Source organism: Klebsiella sp. K47, assembly GCF_051858335.1.
GTDB lineage: Bacteria > Pseudomonadota > Gammaproteobacteria > Enterobacterales > Enterobacteriaceae > Klebsiella > Klebsiella pneumoniae.
Window position 1 is genome coordinate 217,974 of the sequence record NZ_JBPYUI010000003.1, and the last position, 19,145, is coordinate 237,118.

Annotated in this window: 26 protein-coding genes; 12 read left to right on the top strand and 14 right to left on the bottom strand. The window is 54.2% G+C overall.

The window, feature by feature from the left end; all coding sequences use genetic code 11:
- Positions 1-3: 3 nt before the first annotated feature.
- A complete protein-coding gene (locus RRF55_RS04340) occupies positions 4-930 on the bottom strand; it encodes a helix-turn-helix domain-containing protein (RefSeq protein WP_087830466.1) in 927 nt (308 codons plus the stop codon).
- A gap of 310 nt (positions 931-1,240) precedes the next feature.
- Between RRF55_RS04340 and kbvR the strand changes: the two genes are divergently transcribed.
- Positions 1,241-1,852: a LuxR family transcriptional regulator KbvR gene (gene kbvR / locus RRF55_RS04345; RefSeq protein ID WP_002903816.1), complete on the top strand. Its 612-nt coding sequence runs from the start codon at positions 1,241-1,243 to the stop codon at positions 1,850-1,852.
- Between the two features lie 30 nt (positions 1,853-1,882).
- Here the strand turns inward: kbvR and RRF55_RS04350 are convergent, their stop codons facing one another.
- On the bottom strand, positions 1,883-2,002 hold the full coding sequence (locus RRF55_RS04350) for a small membrane protein (RefSeq protein ID WP_004195995.1): 120 nt from the start codon (positions 2,000-2,002) through the stop codon (positions 1,883-1,885).
- A gap of 400 nt (positions 2,003-2,402) precedes the next feature.
- Between RRF55_RS04350 and RRF55_RS04355 the strand changes: the two genes are divergently transcribed.
- Positions 2,403-3,620, top strand: coding sequence for a diguanylate phosphodiesterase (locus RRF55_RS04355; RefSeq protein ID WP_023327961.1), 1,218 nt, complete (start codon positions 2,403-2,405; stop codon positions 3,618-3,620).
- Positions 3,621-3,640: 20 nt separating this feature from the next.
- Here RRF55_RS04355 and RRF55_RS04360 read toward each other — a convergent pair whose 3' ends face one another.
- From RRF55_RS04360 to RRF55_RS04370, 3 genes are all read right to left on the bottom strand, one after another.
- Positions 3,641-4,153: a 2-oxo-tetronate isomerase gene (locus RRF55_RS04360; RefSeq protein WP_087830467.1), complete on the bottom strand. Its 513-nt coding sequence runs from the start codon at positions 4,151-4,153 to the stop codon at positions 3,641-3,643.
- A gap of 165 nt (positions 4,154-4,318) precedes the next feature.
- A complete protein-coding gene (locus tag RRF55_RS04365; RefSeq protein WP_002903808.1) occupies positions 4,319-4,792 on the bottom strand; it encodes an Hsp20 family protein in 474 nt (157 codons plus the stop codon).
- 445 nt (positions 4,793-5,237) lie between these two features.
- Complete coding sequence (locus tag RRF55_RS04370; protein ID WP_223174615.1) at positions 5,238-5,339, bottom strand: hypothetical protein; 102 nt, start codon at positions 5,337-5,339, stop codon at positions 5,238-5,240.
- Here RRF55_RS04370 and RRF55_RS04375 point away from each other — a divergent pair.
- The 3 genes from RRF55_RS04375 (at position 5,299) to RRF55_RS04385 (ending at position 6,439) form a co-directional block, all read left to right on the top strand.
- Positions 5,299-5,394: a YnaM/YnfT family protein gene (locus RRF55_RS04375; protein ID WP_271229884.1), complete on the top strand. Its 96-nt coding sequence runs from the start codon at positions 5,299-5,301 to the stop codon at positions 5,392-5,394. The genes RRF55_RS04370 and RRF55_RS04375 overlap by 41 nt on opposite strands.
- Positions 5,395-5,613: 219 nt before the next feature.
- Positions 5,614-5,736 (top strand): hypothetical protein, encoded by a 123-nt coding sequence (locus RRF55_RS04380; protein ID WP_004225117.1) that lies wholly within the window; start codon positions 5,614-5,616, stop codon positions 5,734-5,736.
- A gap of 67 nt (positions 5,737-5,803) precedes the next feature.
- Positions 5,804-6,439: a helix-turn-helix transcriptional regulator gene (locus tag RRF55_RS04385; protein ID WP_023286395.1), complete on the top strand. Its 636-nt coding sequence runs from the start codon at positions 5,804-5,806 to the stop codon at positions 6,437-6,439.
- Here RRF55_RS04385 and RRF55_RS04390 read toward each other — a convergent pair.
- Both RRF55_RS04390 and RRF55_RS04395 read right to left on the bottom strand, forming a co-directional pair.
- Positions 6,436-6,558 carry a small membrane protein gene (locus RRF55_RS04390; protein ID WP_004143611.1) on the bottom strand — a complete coding sequence of 41 codons (123 nt, stop codon included), beginning with the start codon at positions 6,556-6,558 and terminating at the stop codon, positions 6,436-6,438. The two genes, RRF55_RS04385 and RRF55_RS04390, sit on opposite strands and share 4 nt — an antisense overlap.
- Positions 6,559-6,612: 54 nt before the next feature.
- Entirely contained in the window at positions 6,613-6,741 is a 129-nt protein-coding gene (locus RRF55_RS04395; RefSeq protein WP_004219446.1) for a hypothetical protein, read from the bottom strand.
- Between the two features lie 171 nt (positions 6,742-6,912).
- On the opposite strand from RRF55_RS04395, the gene RRF55_RS04400 reads away from it, so the two are divergent.
- Positions 6,913-7,587, top strand: coding sequence for an SOS response-associated peptidase (locus RRF55_RS04400; RefSeq protein ID WP_004176282.1), 675 nt, complete (start codon positions 6,913-6,915; stop codon positions 7,585-7,587).
- Between the two features lie 50 nt (positions 7,588-7,637).
- Here RRF55_RS04400 and RRF55_RS04405 read toward each other — a convergent pair whose 3' ends face one another.
- Positions 7,638-8,480, bottom strand: a complete 843-nt coding sequence (locus RRF55_RS04405; RefSeq protein ID WP_439419097.1) for an AraC family transcriptional regulator — start codon at positions 8,478-8,480, stop codon at positions 7,638-7,640.
- Between the two features lie 27 nt (positions 8,481-8,507).
- Here RRF55_RS04405 and RRF55_RS04410 point away from each other — a divergent pair, with 27 nt between their 5' ends.
- Positions 8,508-8,894 (top strand): nuclear transport factor 2 family protein, encoded by a 387-nt coding sequence (locus RRF55_RS04410; RefSeq protein ID WP_002903735.1) that lies wholly within the window; start codon positions 8,508-8,510, stop codon positions 8,892-8,894.
- 77 nt (positions 8,895-8,971) lie between these two features.
- Here RRF55_RS04410 and dcp read toward each other — a convergent pair whose 3' ends face one another.
- The gene (gene dcp, locus RRF55_RS04415; RefSeq protein WP_087847708.1) at positions 8,972-11,017 is read right to left on the bottom strand and encodes a peptidyl-dipeptidase Dcp; all 2,046 of its coding nucleotides are present in this window, start codon (positions 11,015-11,017) and stop codon (positions 8,972-8,974) included.
- Between the two features lie 130 nt (positions 11,018-11,147).
- Between dcp and ydfG the strand changes: the two genes are divergently transcribed.
- The gene (ydfG, locus tag RRF55_RS04420) at positions 11,148-11,897 is read left to right on the top strand and encodes a bifunctional NADP-dependent 3-hydroxy acid dehydrogenase/3-hydroxypropionate dehydrogenase YdfG (RefSeq protein WP_002903733.1); all 750 of its coding nucleotides are present in this window, start codon (positions 11,148-11,150) and stop codon (positions 11,895-11,897) included.
- Between the two features lie 91 nt (positions 11,898-11,988).
- Positions 11,989-12,675 carry a GntR family transcriptional regulator gene (locus tag RRF55_RS04425; RefSeq protein WP_002903730.1) on the top strand — a complete coding sequence of 229 codons (687 nt, stop codon included), beginning with the start codon at positions 11,989-11,991 and terminating at the stop codon, positions 12,673-12,675.
- Positions 12,676-12,725: 50 nt separating this feature from the next.
- Here RRF55_RS04425 and RRF55_RS04430 read toward each other — a convergent pair whose 3' ends face one another.
- The 4 genes from RRF55_RS04430 to RRF55_RS04445 all read right to left on the bottom strand — a co-directional run bounded on the left by RRF55_RS04430 (position 12,726) and on the right by RRF55_RS04445 (position 16,909).
- The gene (locus RRF55_RS04430; RefSeq protein ID WP_002903728.1) at positions 12,726-13,157 is read right to left on the bottom strand and encodes a universal stress protein; all 432 of its coding nucleotides are present in this window, start codon (positions 13,155-13,157) and stop codon (positions 12,726-12,728) included.
- Between the two features lie 264 nt (positions 13,158-13,421).
- A complete protein-coding gene (locus tag RRF55_RS04435; protein ID WP_021314212.1) occupies positions 13,422-14,885 on the bottom strand; it encodes a mannitol dehydrogenase family protein in 1,464 nt (487 codons plus the stop codon).
- A gap of 263 nt (positions 14,886-15,148) precedes the next feature.
- Positions 15,149-16,432 (bottom strand): MFS transporter, encoded by a 1,284-nt coding sequence (locus RRF55_RS04440; protein WP_002903724.1) that lies wholly within the window; start codon positions 16,430-16,432, stop codon positions 15,149-15,151.
- A 114-nt stretch (positions 16,433-16,546) separates the two neighbouring features.
- Positions 16,547-16,909 carry a YnfA family protein gene (locus RRF55_RS04445; RefSeq protein ID WP_004219442.1) on the bottom strand — a complete coding sequence of 121 codons (363 nt, stop codon included), beginning with the start codon at positions 16,907-16,909 and terminating at the stop codon, positions 16,547-16,549.
- A 108-nt stretch (positions 16,910-17,017) separates the two neighbouring features.
- Here RRF55_RS04445 and RRF55_RS04450 point away from each other — a divergent pair, with 108 nt between their 5' ends.
- Together RRF55_RS04450 and speG are read left to right on the top strand one after the other, a co-directional pair.
- Complete coding sequence (locus RRF55_RS04450; protein ID WP_002903720.1) at positions 17,018-17,359, top strand: DUF1283 family protein; 342 nt, start codon at positions 17,018-17,020, stop codon at positions 17,357-17,359.
- 78 nt (positions 17,360-17,437) lie between these two features.
- The gene (gene speG / locus RRF55_RS04455; protein ID WP_004179730.1) at positions 17,438-17,998 is read left to right on the top strand and encodes a spermidine N1-acetyltransferase; all 561 of its coding nucleotides are present in this window, start codon (positions 17,438-17,440) and stop codon (positions 17,996-17,998) included.
- Here speG and RRF55_RS04460 read toward each other — a convergent pair.
- A complete protein-coding gene (locus RRF55_RS04460) occupies positions 17,992-18,702 on the bottom strand; it encodes a YnfC family lipoprotein (protein WP_004183934.1) in 711 nt (236 codons plus the stop codon). The two genes, speG and RRF55_RS04460, sit on opposite strands and share 7 nt — an antisense overlap.
- A 101-nt stretch (positions 18,703-18,803) precedes the next feature.
- On the opposite strand from RRF55_RS04460, the gene RRF55_RS04465 reads away from it, so the two are divergent.
- Entirely contained in the window at positions 18,804-19,073 is a 270-nt protein-coding gene (locus RRF55_RS04465) for a DUF1161 domain-containing protein (RefSeq protein ID WP_002903714.1), read from the top strand.
- Positions 19,074-19,145: the final 72 nt, after the last annotated feature.

Consider the following 19,145-nt stretch of genomic DNA (forward strand, 5'->3'; position numbering starts at 1 on the left):
ACCTTAACTTCGCCCCGGCACAGGCCCTGACCCACTACCGCTGTCAGACCGCAGACCCGCTGCCGACAGCGTCACCGGGATAAAATAGCGTACGCGATAGCGCCTGTCCCCTGCCTCTTCGCCTTCCGCATGGCGGGTTATAAAACATTCAATGTCATAGCCGTCCCGACGACTTACCCCCAGGGATGGCAGCAGCTCCATATACAGATCGCTGGATAAACGAGCATAACGTGACCAGCTGCCGTAGAATTCAACCCCGACATAAAGCCCTGACCGGGTGGTCAGCGAGCTGTTCATGGCCAGCGCGGGGGGCAGCTTTCCCGCCTCATGACAGCCGACAAAAGCGTTAACCTCGACGTTAAGCTCATTTTTACTCGCCGCGGCGTAGTCGGAAAGTACGGAAAGCGAGCCTCCGCCAGCGGTGAAAAAACGGTCAACCTTTTGTCTGATGCTCGTCTTAGCGGTGCTTTGCAACACCAAATCCGACAGGCGCAGTTCATACTTCATTGGATAGCCGTAATAGACCTGTTCCGGCAGAGAAAAAAAACGAGCCAGAGGTAGGCTCTCTCCGTCCGGGTGAAACTTTTTCAACAGCTTTGCCGTTTCCCAGTGCGCCGCGCAACGGTATTCACGTGGCGAGAGCGAAAAGCGCTTCTTAAACTCCCGGGAAAAGGTCTGCGGCGAGTCATAGCTTAACTGCCAGGCAATAGCGGCGATCGGTTGTCGTGTTAAGCGCAGACTGACCGCTGCGATGGTCAACCGCCGCAGACGAATATACTGCCCGATGGGTAACTGGCCATACTGGTAAAACACGTCGTACACAAACCGACGCGAATAGCCCATATACTGCGCCAGGTCATCGATCGCCGGGTTACAATAGATATTATCGTCCAGCCACGCCAGCATTTTCAAATAGAGCATCTGCTTCATAAGTACGGCATACATCCTGTATTCTTGTCCTCCGCTAATTTTAACAACAGAGCGCGGCTATCACTAAGCTTTTTATGCATCGCAAAAATAAAAAAACAGCAAACGGCTTTAAATAGTGAAAAATATATGCTTAAGGTTTTGTTTATTAGGAACTTTCGCATATCAATATACCGTTATCTCACTTTCCCTACCAGATATTGCATTAATGGAAAACATCCCTTAGATTACCACGGCTAAAAATTGTACCCGCATCATCATTATATTCTTTAATTTATCCAAGTATGTTTTTTAATGCCCACAGGGAAGTTATATGACTAATTTTTTGTTCAATATAAAAAATCACTATTTGCGAGTCGCTATTGCTGAACTGGTTGATGAAGCGATGAAGGCCGCCGGGCGGCCACACTATCAGTTTTCTCAACAATGGGATGCAGGATCGATGGCGCAAGCTGATGTGATATTCACGGAAATGGTCGCGGGGGAGTGGTACTTGTGCCAGGATCTTTTTCAGCATGCCCCGGAACAATATACGCTTTTTATTTTCCCGGACAATGAACACGCTACCGTAGATGAGGGTTTACCGAATTGTCTGCAGCATGCGGTATTTATGCCGCCTCACGCTCGCGTTCAGCGGCTGAAAGATGAGATAGCTAACGCCATTGAACGTCCGCTGCTACCGCGGCAAGACCCGCCGTTCAATCGTCTGCGGCGTTGCATTAATTGCGCCTGCAGGTCGGTCAGCGACGCGCAAACCAAAGTCATTTACGCGTTCAGTATTGGCCTGAGCCCGCATGAAGTCGCCGCTGCGCTAAATATTAGTCCCAAAACGATTCATTCACATAAAAAGAATATTATGAGTAAATTTAATTTGAATAGCCGTCAGCAGTTTAACAACCTTGTGCAACTGCTCGCCAAACGCTGATACAACTCGTCGTTTTATTCTGTCAAACAATCATCTTCTGGAACGGAAAACATACCGTCTCTTGCGCCTTTCCTGAATATAGGAAAAGCCACTCCATAAAGAAATGATGGGACATAAAATCAGACACAAAATAATAAAGAAGTCGCTCATATCAAACCTGACAAAAGAATTTAATTTAGAGTGATAATATTCACTCGATTATATTCAGGCAAGACCAGCGCCTCATTTTTGAGAGTGGGAAATAGAATGGCAGGATAATTCCTGGTAGCGAATATTAACAGGTAAAATAAGACGCAGCGCCAGTGTCTGAGGAGGGAATGAGAGGCCTGTTAGCGTCTTTTTGCATTGAGGATGAGAAAAAGATAGCCAAATGTGTAATTCCCTGTACAGTGGAGGGAATCACAAAGTGAAGCTCGCGTTCCGCGTAGCGGACATCACGGTTGGTTGAATGTTTGTACATATCAGCCTCGCCCTCCTTTAGGGTCAGGCCATACTCATCTTGCATGCTGAGCGCGGATGTTCTTACGCCGCGGGAGCGATCGTAACAACTATGCTAACCACCCTGATTTACCGCAGCCAGGTTCATCCTGACCGCCCGCCCGTCGATCTCGACGCTTTAGTCCATCGCGCCAGCAGTAAAAATTTGCCCCTTGGCATCACCGGCATTCTGCTGTTTAACGGCCTGCAGTTTTTCCAGGTCCTGGAAGGGACTGAGGAGGCACTTGAGTCGCTGTTCAGCGAAATCCAAAGCGACCCGCGTCATCGCGACGTAGTGGAGCTGATGCGCGATTACTCAGCCTACCGACGTTTTCACGGCACCGGAATGCGCATACTGGATCTCCGGCTGTTTGAAACCGATGGCGCGCTGGAGGAAATTCTGCGCTTTAGCACGTTTGGGGTCACCGAACCGGTCAACGACCGGATGTTCCGGCTGCTTAGCGCCTTCATTGCCGACGGCGGCCGCTATTGCCTGCCCGAGCCGCTGCAGCCCTCTCGCTGGATGATGATGCCCGCGTCAGGTACGGCCGCGCCGCAGCACCTGCCCGGTCAACCTTGCCAGTTTGCTCTGCAGGCTATTGTCGAGCCGGCTAAAAAGCGAGTTTCTTCCTTTGAGGCTCTGATCCGCAGCCCAACCGGCGGCTCTCCCGTGGAAATGTTTGCCGCCATTGCGGCGGAGGATCGCTACCGTTTTGATATTGAAAGCAAAGCGTATGCATTCGCTCTCGCCGGCCAGCTGCCGCTCGGGAAACATCAGCTGGCGATTAACCTGTTGCCCGGATCGCTGTATCACCACCCTGACGCCGTAGGCTGGCTGATGGACAGCCTGCTGGCGGCCGGCCTCAGACCGGATCAGGTACTGATCGAGGTGACCGAGACAGAGGTGATCACCTGCTTTGACCAGTTCCGCAAGGTGCTCAAAGCCCTGCGCGTCGCGGGCATGAAGCTGGCCATCGACGACTTTGGCGCAGGTTATTCCGGCCTGTCGTTACTGACCCGTTTTCAGCCTGATAAAATCAAAGTGGATGCGGAACTGGTGCGCGATATCCATATTAGCGGCACCAAACAGGCGATTGTCGCCTCGGTCGTCCGCTGCTGCGAGGATCTTGGCATTACGGTGGTGGCTGAAGGTGTCGAAACCCTGGAGGAGTGGTGCTGGCTGCAGTCGGTGGGCATTCGCCTGTTTCAGGGCTTTCTTTTTTCCCGACCCTGCCTTAACGGCATCGGGGAGATCTGCTGGCCGGTAGCGCGCCAGGCAATGGACCTGTAAGGCCGCGCACCCGGGCATCGTCACTGCCAGTGGGCAAGCTTTTCGCTCAGCGCCGCCAGGGCATATCGTACCGCTTTCGCCACCACGGTCTCACAGTCGCCGGCAAAGCACATCCGTTTGGTTTCAGTCTGGCCGCGAAAATTCCAGGCAAACCATACCGTGCCGGCGGGGGTACCATCTTCCCCGCCCTCCGGTCCGGCGTAGCCGCTGACGGCGATGGCGATATCGGCCCCGGCGAGCGCCAGAATACCAGAGGACATTTCCTGAACGCAGGCTTCGCTGACGGCGCTGTGTACCGTCAGGGTTTCCGCGCGAACCTGCAGCACGTTGCGCTTGGCTTCATCGCTGAAGGTCACTACGCCGGTATCATAAAATGCCGCGGTATCCGCCTGGGCACAGAGCGCTGCCGCCAGATTCCCTCCGGTGCAGGACTCCGCCGTGGTCAGTCGCCAACCGCGCGCGATCAGCGCCCGAGCCACTTCAGCGGTTAGTTCATGCGTATTGTTTGCGTCGCTATCGATCTCGTCAGTCATTCTTCCTCCTCGCCGAAATTGAAAGAAATAGCAGACTCACTGCGTCTGTTAACAGAATAGCATATCGATTTCTTTGTCGTCGGGGGGCCATTTATATTTTCAGGGGGAAAGGATAAAGGCCCGCAGGGCGGGCCTTTAAGGTTACATCGTCGGAACAACGGTGAATCAAACTTTATGTTCTATCACGCGCCCCTGATTCTCGATCGCAATTTTACGCGGTTTTTCGCTCTCCGGGATTTCCTGGTGGATGGCTATTTTTAAGATGCCGCTATCCAGCTGCGCCTGATTAATTTGGGCGTGTTCAGGAAGAGAGAAACTGAGCTGGAAATTAGCGCGGCGGATACCTTTATAAATCCAGCGTTCACCGCTGTCTGTCGAGGCATCGGTTTCCTGGCGTTTCCCGGAAATATGCAGATTCCCCCCTACGGTTTCTATTTCCAGCTCATCATCTTTCCAGCCAGGCACGCTGACGCTGAGCAGGAAATTGCTGTCGTCGACTTTCTGTAAATCATAAGCCGGTAAAGTGCCCACCGGCGTATCGCCCGTTAACTGGCTGAAAAGACGGTCAATACGATTAAAGCGATCGGCAAAAAGAGAATCAGCAAATACCGGGAGTGCTGACAAGGTTTTGAGTGCCATAATTAACCTCCTGAATATCCATTCAAAAGCTCAACATAAAGGCAAGCATTGCTTGTCCGCTATATAAAATAATATCTAAGGCGCGTTTTTCAAGACCCGAAATAAAAAAATTTTCTTCGCCAGCCTCAGTGAAAAATAAGCATGCCGCTGGCGAAGTTACCCCCGCCCGACGGCGGGGGCTGTGGCGCTTCTGGGTCCCATAACTGATGCTGTTTAACATTCAATAAACAGAAGCGACATGTATATATAACTTGTTTAAGGGGATGTCAACGTCCGAATCGCTCCCCCCTTGCCGTTGTGTATTCTCCCCTTGAACAGCGCGGTTAGCAACCCGGCTGCCTGTCAGAATCCCCTTGCCAACAGCGGCGCTTCGACGTGGCATTCGCCTTGTTGCCGTCAACCGGACGCCGCTAGTGAAAATATACCCGGCCGGGTAAGGAACCTTTCATCCGACACCGTGCCTAATGATCTGCATACGCACTTTCTGAGGCACCGCCATGGCCAGCATTTTTATCTCAACCACCCTGTTCGCCCTCTTCGCGTCGATGTTGATCGGCCTGGGAATGGTGTGGAAAAGCATTTCCAACAATCCTGATAACTGATTCTGTTGTACGCCGTTGCTGTTCACTCTCCGCAGCGGCGGGTCTACCCCGCCCCTTTTTATCAATGACCACCCCAGGTTTCGCTCAGGCGCAATCTCCTCAAGGACCCGCGCCTGCAAAAGGTATTTTTGAAAAAGCAATTCATACAGTGAATAAGTAACTCTGATTAATATATTTGAGACCAGAATTAACGCATGCAATATAAGCAATTTAAGCAGTTTGTGCCAAATTAGCGGTCATGCCCGCGCAACGCTAAAAAATAAGCCATTGATTAATATACCATTAATTTTACTCGCCAGCTCAAAGTCCAAAATTAGACTTATTGCATTTGTTGATTATTAGAAATATCCTAAAGGCATACGCATTTAATGTTCTCCACTTTAAATGCATGACAACTTTCACGATCGCCATGACTATGCCTGATATTTTAATTAACACTGAAAACATATTTCTTAATCGCGGAATTTGCGAACTGCTTAGCGAGATCGCGAAGGAAGAACACATCCGGGAACCGTATTCCGTTGTGGACTATTCCACAGATATATTAGGTCCGATTGATATGCTGTTCACAGAAATGGCCGCTGGTGAACATTATCTATGCCACCCGTTTTTCAAAAAACTCCCTCCGCACACGTCTATTTTTATTTTCGTCGCCACCGACAGCGCTTTGCAGGTTGAACGGTTACCACTTTGTCTACGCGATGCCACTTTTATCAGCATGAACAGCGACTTGCGCCGCGTAAAAAATCAGATTGCAAAACGTCTGACGGAGTCGACAACATCTAGTTGCGGTGGGCTGGAAAAAGACAGCAGACGCTGTGTCAAATGCCCTCGGTTAACCTTGACCAAATCACAACTTTATATTATCGATGCGATCAGAACGGGAATGAACAATCAGCAGATAGCGCAAGAACTGGGCATCAGCCATAAGACGGTCTTCTCTCACAAAATCAATATTATGAAAAAATTCCAAATAGCTACCAAACAAGAGTTAACGAGATTCTCATCTGTTGCTCTTGCGCTTTCCGCAGGAAGGATCGGTTAACGTCGGAATTTATTAAAGCGCATCTTCATTTTTCTTCTTTCTCTAACATAGGACAGGCCAAAAAACAAAGATGTAAACAATAACACCACCGCCAGGACTAATAATAGTAAGTTACTCATAACAACCTTTTAAAAGATAAAGATGATTTTTTAAATAATAAGGGGTGGATGTTTTCAAATACAACCCAGCGACAACCATTTCAGACAAAGGTAAAACTCCGTGCGATAATTCTGAAAGATAATAAAAAGAGTAAAAACGATTTCCTTTATCAGACAGGCGTTAGGGTAATAACGATGAAGCATAAACGGACGATGCCAGGCCTAACGCCCAGCGTGTACTGTCGCGACGTCAGGCAAGATGACGGCCTGAAATAATGGTCTACTGACGTGGAAGGAGCGTGGTGATTGGGCAGGTGAAAACACCGTTTTGCAGCTGTTCTATACTGTTAGTCAGACATCACGCTGGAGGTGGCTATGTGCGGACGTTTTGCGCAAGCGCAAAGCCGGGAAGAATACCTGGCGCATCTCGTGGAAGCGGCCGAACGAGATATTGCCTGGGACCCGGCGCCTATCGGGCGCTATAACGTCGCGCCCGGGACAAAAGTTTTACTCCTCAATGAACGCGATGAGCAACTCCATCTCGATGCCGTTTACTGGGGCTATGCGCCAGGATGGTGGGATAAACCGCCGCTGATTAATGCCCGGGTTGAGACTGCAGCCTCCAGCAGGATGTTCAAGCCGCTGTGGGAGCACGGACGGGCGATCTGCTTCGCCGACGGCTGGTTTGAGTGGAAAAAGGAAGGAAATAAAAAGCAGCCATACTTTATCCAGCGTAAGGATGACCAGCCAATTTTTATGGCCGCGATTGGTCGGACTCCGTTCGAACGTGGGGACCATGCCGAAGGATTCTTGATCGTGACGGCCGCCGCCGATCGCGGTCTTGTCGATATTCATGACCGTCGGCCGTTGGTCCTGACGCCTGAAGCCGCCCGCGAATGGATGAGGCAGGATGTCACCGGCGCGGAAGCGGCGGAGATTGCCAGCGACGGAGCCGTTTCCGCCGACGATTTTACCTGGCACCCGGTAACGCGGGCGGTCGGCAATGTGAAAAATCAGGGGCCCGAATTACTTGCCCCTCTCAGCCCATGACAAACGTAATCAAAGCGGCGGATAACGCATCATATTCAGCGAAGAGATAATTAAATTTTATACCGCCCTGGAGTAGTGCCGAACATCCGACGGAACAAGGCTATGAAGGCACTCACATTGTCATATCCCAGATCCAGCGCTATCGCCGTCACTGGCTTGCCGGCAGCCAGTAGCTCAAGAGCCCTGAGTAAGCGTATCCGCTGTCGCCATTCATTGAAGCTAAAACCCGTTTCGGCTCGGAATCGTCGCGTGAGCGTGCGTGATGACATGCCGGCCCAGGCTGCCCATTCTTCCAACCTGCGCCCGTCGTCCGGGTTTGCTGACAGCGCCTGCGCGATTCTGAGCAATCGGCTATCTTGCGGCATTGGAAGCCCAAGATTAACCCTGGGAAGGGAACCAATTTCATCAAGAATAACGCCAGCTAAACGTTTTAGGGACGCATTAAGCTCTACACCTTGCCATGCAGCCGCTCGCGTTATCGCTTCACGCAGCAGATTTGTCATTGAGAGAACAGATGGCTTATCAGGTAGCTCGCCACAGGCTTTGGCAGAAACATAAACACTCCATCCTGAATATGGACCGTGCGAGCGCAGGCCGTGCGGAACACCTGGCGGTATCCAGACGGCATGTGTTGCCGGTACCACCCAGCGACAATCACCGCCATCGACCGTAAGTAGCCCACGTATGGCACCGATTAACTGCCCACAGCTGTGATGGTGGCGTGGAGTCTCCCGTATTACCTCAGACTGACGTACCGCGACGAGTAAAGTGGGTCCCTGGGGTGAAAACACCGGTTCGAATGGAATCAATGGATCGTGCATATTGGCGTGTTTGAGGTGTTTAATGTCTTTTATACCGTACTGAAGCCAGTTAGTCGATTGTAAAGTATTCATCACTTTCACAGAGGACTAACCATCAAAATGATTACTATTACTAGGGTATTGGATGACATTATCAACCACCAACAGATACCACTGGATCGGATACTCAGTCGCTATTTTAGTCCCGGTTATCGGCAGCGCACTGATAACAAGTGGGAAGGATTAGATGGCTTTGCTCAGCATGCGCGTAGACTCCGGGAAATTATCGCCTTCGCTAAAATTGAGTTACATGACGAACTTCGTAACGGGAATCTTTATGCCACAAGGCATCGCGTTCTGTGCACCAGGCGCAGCGGAGAAGAGGTGGACATGGAAGTTTATATGTTCGCTGAAATAGATGATTCCGGGCGCTTCATTCGTATCGAAGAAGCCACGTTAATGCTTAAAGGGAGAGAGAGCGATAGAGATTTAGGCAGCGTGAGGTAAAAGAAATATAAGGTTACGACTAGATCAGACAAAAAACCGGGCAGCACGCCCGGTTATCTTGTCAGACTAAAATTGCCCTACGCACTCAACCCGCGATTTTTCAGCATCGGCTCAATCTGCGGATCGTGTCCGCGCCACTGGCGATACAGTTCAGCTAAATCAGTGCTGTTCCCGCGTGATAAAATCGCCTCACGGAAACGCTGACCGTTCTCACGGGTCAAACCGCCCTGCTCCACGAACCATTGATAGCCGTCGTCGGCCAGCATCTGGGTCCACAGATAGGCGTAATAGCCTGCCGCATAGCCGCCGCCGAAGATATGGGAGAAATAGCTGCTGCGATAGCGCGGGGGGACCGCCGCCAGATCCAGGTTCTCTTCCCGAAGCACCAGCTGCTCAAACGCGTCCACCTCCTCCGGTAATGCCGAGGTCGACAGGCTATGCCACCGCATATCGAGTAACGCAGCAGCCAACAGCTCGCTCATGTCGTACCCTTTATTGAAGGTTGCCGCACGCAACATATTGTCGCGTAGCGCCTGCGGCATCGGCTCCCCGGACTGGTAGTGCTTCGCGTAGTGGGCAAACACCTGCGGCTGGCTGGCCCAGTGTTCGAAGATCTGCGAAGGAAATTCGACAAAATCGCGCGGCGTATTGGTCCCCGAGAGACTGGCGTAGCGCTGGCTGGCGAACAGCCCATGCAGGGTATGGCCGAACTCATGAAACAGGGTGATCACCTCATCCCACGACAGCAGCGCGCTTTGCCCTGCCTGCGGGCGGACGTAGTTGCAGACATTGTAGATAACCGGGCGCTGCGCGCGCAGAGTCGACTGTTCGACAAACACATCCATCCATGCGCCGCCGCTCTTTGAGTCACGAGCGTAGTAGTCACCGTAAAACAGCGCCATCCCTTCGCCGTTGTGATCGAAGATCTCCCAGACCCGCACATCCGGGTGATAGACCGGTATATCGAAGCGCTCAACAAAGCGCAGACCAAAGAGCTGCGAGGCCGTCCAGAAGACGCCGTCGTGCAGCACCCGCTCGAGGGCAAAATAGGGTTTGAGCTGCGCGTCATCAATGGCATAGGCAGCCCGCCGCACCTGCTCGCTGTAGTAAAGCCAGTCCCATGCCTTCGCGCGAAAACCCCCGCCTTCGTTGTCGATCACCTGCTGGATGTCCGCCAGCTCTCGTTCCGCCCTCGCCCGCGCCGCCGGCGCGATCTGACGCATAAAGCCCAATGCCTCCGCCGGGGAAGCCGCCATTTGATCGGTCAGCGCCCAGCTGGCGTAATCAGCGGCTCCCAACAGCTCAGCCTGCTGCGCGCGGATCGCCGCCAGCCGCAGTACCAGGTCACGCGTATCATGCTCATCGCCCTGCTGATTGCGGGTCCAGCCGGCGGCGAAGAGATTCTCCCGCGTTTGCCGGTCGCGCAGCGCAAGCAGCTGCGGCTGCTGGGTGGTATTGGTCAGCGTCAGCAACCAGCGGTCGCTAAGCCCTCTTTCACGCGCTGCGTCAGCCGCCGCCGCTATCTCCTTATCGCTCAGGCCAGCCAGTTGATGCCGGTAATCAACCACCAGGCCGCCGCTTTTTGCCGCTCCCAGCAGTCGCTGCTGGAACTGACTTTGCAGCGTAGCCGCTTCGGTGTTCAGTGTGCGCAGCGCCGCCTGCTGCTCGGGAGCCAGCGTCGCCCCGGCGTGAACAAAACGTTGCCACGTCAGGGTCAGGAGACGATAGGACTCGCTGTCCAGCGCCAGCGCGTCGCGCTGCTCGTAGACGCTGTTCACGCGCTGAAACAAGGCCGCATTAAGCCAGATGTCATTCCCCAGCTCGGCGAGTTCGGCGGAAAATTGTTCATCCAGTGATTGAATATAAGGATTGGTATGGGCGCCAGCCATGGCGAAAAAGACCCGCGTCACCCGCGCCAGCAGCTGACCACTCTGCTCCAGCGCCTCGAGCGTGTTGGCGAAACTGGCCGGCTGCGGATTGTCGATAATAGCGCGAATTTCGGCCCGCTGCTGCCGGACGCCCTCATCAAACGCCGGGCGATAGTGGCTGTCGTCAATCACATCGAACGGCGGCGCCTGGTAAGGCAACGTACTGACGCTAAAAAAGGGGTTTCGTTCGGACATCTTTCTCTCCTGTACAGGCTAATGCTGTAAGATTAGGCCTCTCCTTAAGGGGTCGCAATGATTTCCGTTACCGGTCGCCGCCTGTGCGTGCTATGGTATGAAAACACAAAAAGCGTTGAGGAACAGTAAGATGATTATCATGGTCACCGGCGCCACCGCCGGTTTTGGTGAAAGTATTACTCGCCGTTTTATCGCTAACGGTCATAAAGTGATTGCCACCGGTCGTCGTGAAGAGCGCCTGAAGACGCTGAAAGACGAGCTGGGCGATAACCTTTATATCGCGCAACTTGACGTCCGCAACCGCGCCGCCATTGAGACGCTGATTGCTGACCTGCCGGCCGAGTGGCAGGCTATCGATGTGCTGGTGAACAACGCCGGCCTGGCGCTTGGTCTGGAGCCGGCGCACCGCGCCAGTGTGGAAGACTGGGAAGATATGATCGACACCAATAATAAAGGGCTGGTGTACATGACCCGCGCCGTGCTGCCGGGGATGGTGGAGCGCAATCGCGGCCATATCATCAATATCGGCTCTACGGCAGGCAGCTGGCCTTACGCCGGCGGAAACGTCTATGGGGCGACCAAAGCCTTTGTCCGTCAGTTTAGCCTCAATCTTCGTACCGACCTGCACGGCACCGCGGTGCGCGTGACCGACATCGAGCCGGGTCTGGTGGGCGGCACCGAGTTTTCTAACGTCCGCTTTAAGGGCGATGACGCTAAAGCCGAAAAAGCTTACGAAAATACCCAAGCGCTAACGCCGGAAGATGTGACCGAGGCGGTCTGGTGGGTCGCCACCCTGCCGAAACATGTCAACATCAACACCCTGGAGATGATGCCGGTGAGTCAGAGCTTTGCCGGACTCAGCGTTCACCGTCAGGGCTAACCGTCAGCCACCCGGCCTGCGGGCCGGGTATGGGCGGAAACGCAAAAAACGCGTAAAATAGTGCGCATAACCCCCTAAAAAGTAACCATCAATGGCCGCAGAATCGCAACTGAATCCGACGCAACCCGTCAATCAGCAAATTTATCGCATCCTCCGCCGGGATATCGTTCACTGCCTGATCCCGCCTGGTACACCGCTGTCGGAGAAAGAAGTCTCCGTGCGTTTTGCGGTGTCTCGTCAGCCGGTGCGCGAAGCCTTCATTAAGCTGGCGGAAAACGGACTTATCCAGATTCGTCCCCAGCGCGGTAGCTACGTCAATAAAATCTCATTGTCGCAGGTGCGTAATGGTTGCTTCGTCCGCCAGGCGATTGAGTGCGCGGTGGTTCGCCGTGCCGCCGGCATGATTAACGAAGAGCAACTTTATCAGCTGGAACAGAATCTTCACCAGCAGCGTATTGCCGTTGATCGGCAGCAGTTAAACGACTTTTTCCTGCTCGATGATGAATTTCACCAGAAGCTGTCGATTATCGCCGACTGTCAGCTGGCCTGGGAGACGGTGGAAAATATTAAAGCCGCCATCGATCGCGTCCGCTATATGAGTCTGGACCATGTCACCTCTCCGGAGATGCTTCTGCGCCAGCATCATGAGATTTTCACCGCGCTGGAAAAACGCGATGCCGAGGCGGTAGAAAAAGCCATGAGTATCCATTTGCATGAAATCAGCGAATCCGTACTGCTGATTCGCCAGGAGAACCGCGACTGGTTTAGTGAAGAATAAGAGTCAGACGGCTGCCGGCATGGCCGACGCAGCCGTCGTCATTGAAGGGATTATCTAACGACCAATACCGGCGTTTTGGCGTAGCGCAGAATTGACTCGGCGTTGGAGCCCAGCAGATGGGTGGAGATCCCCGGTTTGCGGGAACCAATCACAATGACATCGAACTCTTCGTTGTTACTGATAGCCAGAATTTCGTCACGCACGTTGCCAAAGACTACGCGGGTATGGATCCGCGTCATGGGGATGGCGAACAGTCGCGCCACCTCGCGCATTTTTTTCTCCGACTCTTCTTTCATATAGGCTTCAAACTTACGAATATCCGCCGTAAAACCGCGCAATAGCGAACGGCTGCTGTTCGGCAGAACGTTGAGCAAGGTGATCTCGCCATTTTCGGCCGAAGCGAGAAATTCCGCGTGACGCACCGCTTTATCGCTTAAATCCATTTCAAAGACATCAACAGGCAATAAAATTTTTTTATACATGGCCCGTACTCCTTTTGCAGAGAAAGTTCTTTTTCAATAACTTAACTATGCCATTATTGCGGTGAAATACCAGCCATTGTTCGGAAAAATAACAGCTAATTATCTTTAGTAAATCAGGGAAATATAGAGTTATGTATAGACATTGCGTTCGATCATATTCTGCGTCTGCTAAAACCGATCGCTAGCTAAAAATAGACATCAGCAGAGTATCGTAGAAATAACTGAAGAGCCGGTGTCGACCCCGGGACCGACACCGGAAAAAGATTATTGCGCGGCGGCCCACGCGGCGACGGTAGCTTTAGCCCCCTGCCGCTGCAGCGCTAAGTAGGCGCGGGTCACCGCCGTGACAAAGCGTGACTCCTGCGGCAGTTCGACGCCGAAAATAGCCTCAATACCCAGCAGCGCTTTGACTCGCGCTTCGCCATCGGCGCTGGCAGCCACCGCTTGCTGGATAACCGGCAACAACGGGTCGCATATCTCGATTGACTGGCCCGCATCGTCAACGCCGCCAACGTAACGCATCCACCCTGCCACGCCCAGCGCCAGCAGTGTAAAATCACGCTGATGCACCAGATGCCAGCGTATGGAGTCCAGCATGCGCTGGGGCAACTTCTGGCTGCCGTCCATGGCTATCTGCCAGGTACGGTGCTTCAGAGCCGGATTGCAGTAACGGTCAATCAGCAAACTGGCATAGCGTGACAGATCCACCCCCTGCACCTTCAGCGTTGGTGCTTGTTCGTCCAGCATCAACGACAGCGCCGCGCGACGGTAGTTATCGTCCTGCATACAGTCGTTGATATGCTGATAACCGGCCAGATAGCCGAGATAAGCGAGGAACGAATGGCTACCATTGAGCATTCTCAGCTTCATCTCTTCGAAAGGCACCACGTCGGCGACCAGTTCCGCTCCCGCTTTCTCCCACTGCGGACGTCCGGCAACAAAGTTATCCTCAATCACCCACTGACGGAAAGGTTCGCAGGCCACCCCGGCCGGGTCGCGCACCCCGGTCAGCTGGGTAATTTTATCGAGGGTTTCGGCAGTCACCGCCGGGACAATCCGGTCCACCATCGTCGACGGAAAGGTGACATTCTGCTCTATCCATGCGGCAAGATCCTCGTCTAAAGCCCGGGCGTAGGCGCAGACGACGTTGCGCATCACGTGACCATTTTCCGGCATGTTATCGCAGGACATCACGGTAAAAGCAGGCAGGCCGGCCGCCCGGCGGCGAGATAAGGCCTCCACCACTACCCCCGCCGCCGATTTTGGCTGGTGCGGGTTATGCAGATCGGCGGCGATCAGCGGGTGATCGAGCTGCAGTTCGCCGCTGGCTGGCGAATGGCAATAGCCTTTCTCAGTAATCGTCAGGGAGACAATGGCCACCTGTGGCTGGCACATCGCCGTCAGCACCGCTTCGAGACCATCAACCCCGGCGTGCAGCGCCTGCTTCACCACACCAACCACGCGCGCGGTCCAGGCGTCGGCGGACATTTCGGCGACGGTATACAGCAGATCCTGCTGCTGGAGATCGGCGATCTGCTGCTCGCCGCCAATCAGATTAACTTCGGTGTAGCCCCAGTCGCTGCCGTGCTCGCTGGCCAGTATATCGGCATACACAGCCTGATGAGCGCGATGAAACGCGCCAAAACCAAGATGAACGATACGGGGGATCAGTGCGCTGCGATCGTAGGTCGGCAGCGTGGCGTTAGCGGTTAAGAGGGTGTTTTCCATGATGACTCTCGTTGTTATGTAGCCCATCAACCATTCTCGGGGAGAACTCTCGAGGAGAATGCCTTTGTGCCTCAACCATCTCACGCAATTGGTATAACATCTTTGATTTCTGTCAACTACCATACAAGAAGATCTCGCCTGATAAAGCACGGGGCACGTGGCTGCAATCGCCGCAGTGACAGGATAGCGCAGGTAACGGGAGGAGAAGAACATGGCGGCCGCGCGTCCCTGCGGGCCTGCTGTTGACGAATCGCCGAGCGTTGCTAATCGATGCGAGTTTTGACGATAAAGAAGTAGCACAGCGCCCCGGCAAAGGTCACCCCGGCGGCGATCACCAGCGCCAGATTGAAAGAGTGAGTCGTATCCACTACCCAGCCGGTCACGATCGGCGCGAAAGAGGCAAACACAAAGCTGCCGAAGTTCTGGATCGCCGCCACCGAAGCCACTTTATGCTCCGCCACCATTACCTGCACCAGCCCCCAGGCGGACGTCCCGGCAAAATGAACGCAAAACAGCGCCATGGAGATAAAAGCCACCGCCTGGGCTGGCGTGGACGATTGCACCACCAGCAAGGTGCCCAGCGCCGACAGCACCAGACCGATAACAATCGCCGTTTTGCGGGTTTTCGCCTGATCGTAGCCTCTGCGCGCCAGGGCATCGACCACCAGGCCGTTGACCCACATCCCCACCGCCGCGGCAAGAAACGGGATCGCCGCCACCCAGCCGGTACGGGCCAGGCTTAACCCCTGCTGCGCCTGCAAATAGCCGGGCAACCAGGCGATATACAGCCAGCCGGTGTAGTTCACACCGGAAAAGCCGAGGATCATCCCCCAGGTAGTCCGCCGTTTAAACAGAGCCAGCCATTCGCTAAACTTCAGCGCCGGGCGGGCCGCCTCCTCACTGGCCAGATACTGCTGCTCCTCCTCCTGCAGGGTAAACTGCCGACGGTTACGGTAGCCCACATACCAGCACAGGCCGACCACGATCCCGGCTAAACCAATCACCACAAACATCGTTCGCCAACCCCAGGCCAACTGCATGATGACCAGGGCCGGCGGGGCGATAGCCTGGCCCAGCACCGTCGAGGAGTTGAATATTCCCACCGCCGTGCCGCGCTCTCTTTGCGCATACCAGTCGTTGATCGATTTCACGCCGGCTGGCATAAACGGCGCTTCGCCGATCCCGAGGCCAATGCGCAGCAGAATAAAATGCGAGAACGAATTGACCATCCCGGTCAGGGCCTGCATCGCGGACCAGAAAATCAGCCCGGCGCCCAGCACAATCCGTGGTCCCAGGCGATCCAACAAAATACCGGAGGGCAGTTGCGCGAAGCCGTAGGAGAGCGAAAAGGCGGAGAGCAGCACCCCAAACTCGGTGGCGCTAAGGCCCAGGTCGGCGCGTATCGCCTCCCCGGCGACGCTCAGCGAAGAGCGGTCAAGAAAGTTGACGATACCGGCGATAAACAGCAGCGTCAGGGTGATCTTCTGCACCCGACGGATGCGTAACGGCGTCGCCCCGGTCCGGGCGGCAAGAGTCTCGATAGCCATCGTTGTTCCTTACAGAGTCATACTTAAATAGGATGTCTGATAAGTAAGGCAACAGGTCGACTACCATACAAGAATTAGGGTTGAAAAAAGCGGCAGGGATCACACATGACGGGCTTAGGCCCGTCCCCACCCCGCCACGATGATTAGCATACCGCACAGGGCGATGGCCGCGCCCGCCCAGTCATAATGGGTTAATTTGACCCCATCAACGACCCGCAGCCAGAGCAATGCGGTACAAACGTACACCCCACCGTAGGCGGCATATACCCGCCCGCTGGCGGCCGGATGGAGCGTCAGGAGCCAGACGAATAGCGCCAGCGCCAGGGCGGTGGGGATCAGCAGCAGCGGCGTTGCCCCGCGCTTGAGCCATAGCCACGGTAGATAACAGCCGACGATTTCACACAGAGCGGTAGCAAAGAACAGCAGCGTTGTTTTGAGCATTAAAAGATTCGTAAAAGAGACAAAGCGTTGAACCATTCTACGCGATAATGGCCTCTGCCCCACGCTGTTTTGCCGGCTATGCCCGACAAAAGAGCTGTAGTAAACTGAACCTGAGGGTTAACCCATCACTTAAAGGAAATCGTGATGAACATGACACTGAATAAACGCTGGTGCCTGACCGCCATTCTGGCGTTAAGCGCTGTGGTCTACACCTCCAGCTCCTATGCCGCCACCGACCGGCTGGTGATTGAATCTGGCGACAGCGCGCAGAGCCGTCAGCAGGCGTCGATGGAAAAAGAGCAATGGAACGACACCCGCAGCCTGCGCCAGAAGGTGAACAAACGGGCGGAAAAAGAGTGGGATAAAGCCGATGTCGCTTTCGACGCGCAGGATAACTGCCAGAAGAGCGCCAACGTCAATGCCTACTGGGAGCCAAACACCCTGCGCTGTCTTGACCGTCGCACCGGCCGCGCGATCAATCCCTGAGCCGCTCCCTGACCACGCTGGCGCCTGCGGGCGCCGCCTTTCTGTAATCCCTTTTCCGTTTTGACCACAGGAATCTCCATGACCGACGCGCTACACGTCAAACTCCGCCCGCTTGAGCGCGAAGATTTGCGCTTCGTCCACCAGCTCGATAACAACGCCAGCGTCATGCGCTACTGGTTTGAAGAGCCGTACGAGGCCTTCGTTGAGCTCTCCGATCTGTACGACAAACATATTCACGATCAAAGCGAGCGCCGCTTTGTCATCGAATGCAATGGCGATAAAGCCGGACTGGTGGAGCTGGTTGAAATCAACCATGTGCACCGCCGGGCCGAGTTTCAGATCATCATCTCCCCCGACTTCCAGGGAAAAGGTCTCGCCACCCGCGCCGCACGCCTGGCGATGGACTATGGCTTTACCGTGCTCAATCTGTATAAGCTGTATTTAATCGTTGATAAAGAGAATGAAAAAGCGATCCATATTTACCGCAAGCTCGGCTTTATGGTCGAGGGTGAACTGATCCATGAGTTTTTCATTAACGGCGAGTACCGCAACACCATCCGCATGTGCCTGTTCCAGCACCAGTATCTGGCCGAGCACAAAACGTCCGGGCCGTCCCTGCTGAAGCCGACGGCTCAGTAATAATCGATACGGTTTTTAATGGTGTAGTGGCGGGTCAGCGGCGGCTGGACGCTTTCATCGATCACCTGCAGCTCACAGCTCAGCGGATTGTCGTGATCGTCGTAGTCGCAGGTCTGACGCACCGTGCCCAGCGTGCGATCGTTGAAGGTGCTGATGGCGGTATAGTCCAATTTCTTACGCGGATCCTTTGACGGCGTTGAGGCGACGGTAAATCGCTCCTCTTTGGCGGTGGTGGTTTTTCCCAGCGGATAGCCATCGCTGTCATAGCGGTAGGTGGCGGTGGTCTCTTTGCCGCGTGCGCTGATAATAAAACCGTTATCATCCGTCTCCCAACTCACCCCGGCGGCAGGCATCTCCGCCAGCTGACACTTGCCCTGCAGGCGCAGCCGCTTCTCGTGGGTGCGCCCGTCGACGTAATAGTTGGCGTCCAGCAGCAGCGTGGCGCCGGTTTTGTTCTCCACATCTTCCAGGGTCAGCAGATCGAAACACCCTTCCCTGGAGAGCTGAGCGCTCACCTTCTTGACCACCACATCGTGTTCATCCAGCAGCGTCTGGCTAAAATCTTTCACCGGCCCGCGCAGGGGATCAAACTCAAACTCATTGGAAAAACTCGCCATTTCCGGGGTGAAGGCGTCCGGGGCGCTTTTACGGTCGCATGCCGTCAGCAGCAGCGCTGCCGGGATCAGCCAATACAATCTTTTCACAGACGATTCCTTTTGTGTACATCCGATCATATTAGCAAATACAATTGTTTACACCAGTTCTGCTATGCTTAAATCTGGATAACATCGATAAGGAGCGTAAGATGAAACTATCCCTCTGCACCGGCGCTGCGCTACTGCTGTGCTCCACGGCCGTACTGGCGGCTCCCGACTCCTGTGAACGGGTCAAAAGCGACATCCAGCAGAAGATCATCAACAATGGCGTACCGGAAACCGCCTTCAGCCTGGCCATTGTGCCAAACGATCAGGCAGACCAGCCCGGGGTTCAGGTGGTCGGTCATTGCGCCAACGACACCTTCAAAATCACCTATACGCGTAACAGCGACAGTCCCGCCGAAAACGACGCTCAGTAAGTCCTCTTCGGTTTCAAATGAAAGATCTTATCCCTGCATTGACCAGGGATAAGGTCTACTGGCTACCCATAA

Excerpts from the sequence above, each read along its gene's own strand:
- RRF55_RS04340 (WP_087830466.1), bottom strand. The coding sequence starts at position 930 with ATGAAGCAGATGCTCTATTTGAAAATGCTGGCGTGGCTGGACGATAAT.
- kbvR (WP_002903816.1), top strand. The coding sequence starts at position 1,241 with ATGACTAATTTTTTGTTCAATATAAAAAATCACTATTTGCGAGTCGCT.
- RRF55_RS04350 (WP_004195995.1), bottom strand. The coding sequence starts at position 2,002 with ATGAGCGACTTCTTTATTATTTTGTGTCTGATTTTATGTCCCATCATT.
- RRF55_RS04355 (WP_023327961.1), top strand. The coding sequence starts at position 2,403 with ATGCTAACCACCCTGATTTACCGCAGCCAGGTTCATCCTGACCGCCCG.
- RRF55_RS04360 (WP_087830467.1), bottom strand. The coding sequence starts at position 4,153 with ATGACTGACGAGATCGATAGCGACGCAAACAATACGCATGAACTAACC.
- RRF55_RS04365 (WP_002903808.1), bottom strand. The coding sequence starts at position 4,792 with ATGGCACTCAAAACCTTGTCAGCACTCCCGGTATTTGCTGATTCTCTT.
- RRF55_RS04385 (WP_023286395.1), top strand. The coding sequence starts at position 5,804 with ATGACTATGCCTGATATTTTAATTAACACTGAAAACATATTTCTTAAT.
- RRF55_RS04390 (WP_004143611.1), bottom strand. The coding sequence starts at position 6,558 with ATGAGTAACTTACTATTATTAGTCCTGGCGGTGGTGTTATTGTTTACA.
- RRF55_RS04395 (WP_004219446.1), bottom strand. The coding sequence starts at position 6,741 with ATGCTTCATCGTTATTACCCTAACGCCTGTCTGATAAAGGAAATCGTT.
- RRF55_RS04400 (WP_004176282.1), top strand. The coding sequence starts at position 6,913 with ATGTGCGGACGTTTTGCGCAAGCGCAAAGCCGGGAAGAATACCTGGCG.
- RRF55_RS04405 (WP_439419097.1), bottom strand. The coding sequence starts at position 8,480 with ATGAATACTTTACAATCGACTAACTGGCTTCAGTACGGTATAAAAGAC.
- RRF55_RS04410 (WP_002903735.1), top strand. The coding sequence starts at position 8,508 with ATGATTACTATTACTAGGGTATTGGATGACATTATCAACCACCAACAG.
- dcp (WP_087847708.1), bottom strand. The coding sequence starts at position 11,017 with ATGTCCGAACGAAACCCCTTTTTTAGCGTCAGTACGTTGCCTTACCAG.
- ydfG (WP_002903733.1), top strand. The coding sequence starts at position 11,148 with ATGATTATCATGGTCACCGGCGCCACCGCCGGTTTTGGTGAAAGTATT.
- RRF55_RS04425 (WP_002903730.1), top strand. The coding sequence starts at position 11,989 with ATGGCCGCAGAATCGCAACTGAATCCGACGCAACCCGTCAATCAGCAA.
- RRF55_RS04430 (WP_002903728.1), bottom strand. The coding sequence starts at position 13,157 with ATGTATAAAAAAATTTTATTGCCTGTTGATGTCTTTGAAATGGATTTA.
- RRF55_RS04435 (WP_021314212.1), bottom strand. The coding sequence starts at position 14,885 with ATGGAAAACACCCTCTTAACCGCTAACGCCACGCTGCCGACCTACGAT.
- RRF55_RS04440 (WP_002903724.1), bottom strand. The coding sequence starts at position 16,432 with ATGGCTATCGAGACTCTTGCCGCCCGGACCGGGGCGACGCCGTTACGC.
- RRF55_RS04445 (WP_004219442.1), bottom strand. The coding sequence starts at position 16,909 with ATGGTTCAACGCTTTGTCTCTTTTACGAATCTTTTAATGCTCAAAACA.
- RRF55_RS04450 (WP_002903720.1), top strand. The coding sequence starts at position 17,018 with ATGAACATGACACTGAATAAACGCTGGTGCCTGACCGCCATTCTGGCG.
- speG (WP_004179730.1), top strand. The coding sequence starts at position 17,438 with ATGACCGACGCGCTACACGTCAAACTCCGCCCGCTTGAGCGCGAAGAT.
- RRF55_RS04465 (WP_002903714.1), top strand. The coding sequence starts at position 18,804 with ATGAAACTATCCCTCTGCACCGGCGCTGCGCTACTGCTGTGCTCCACG.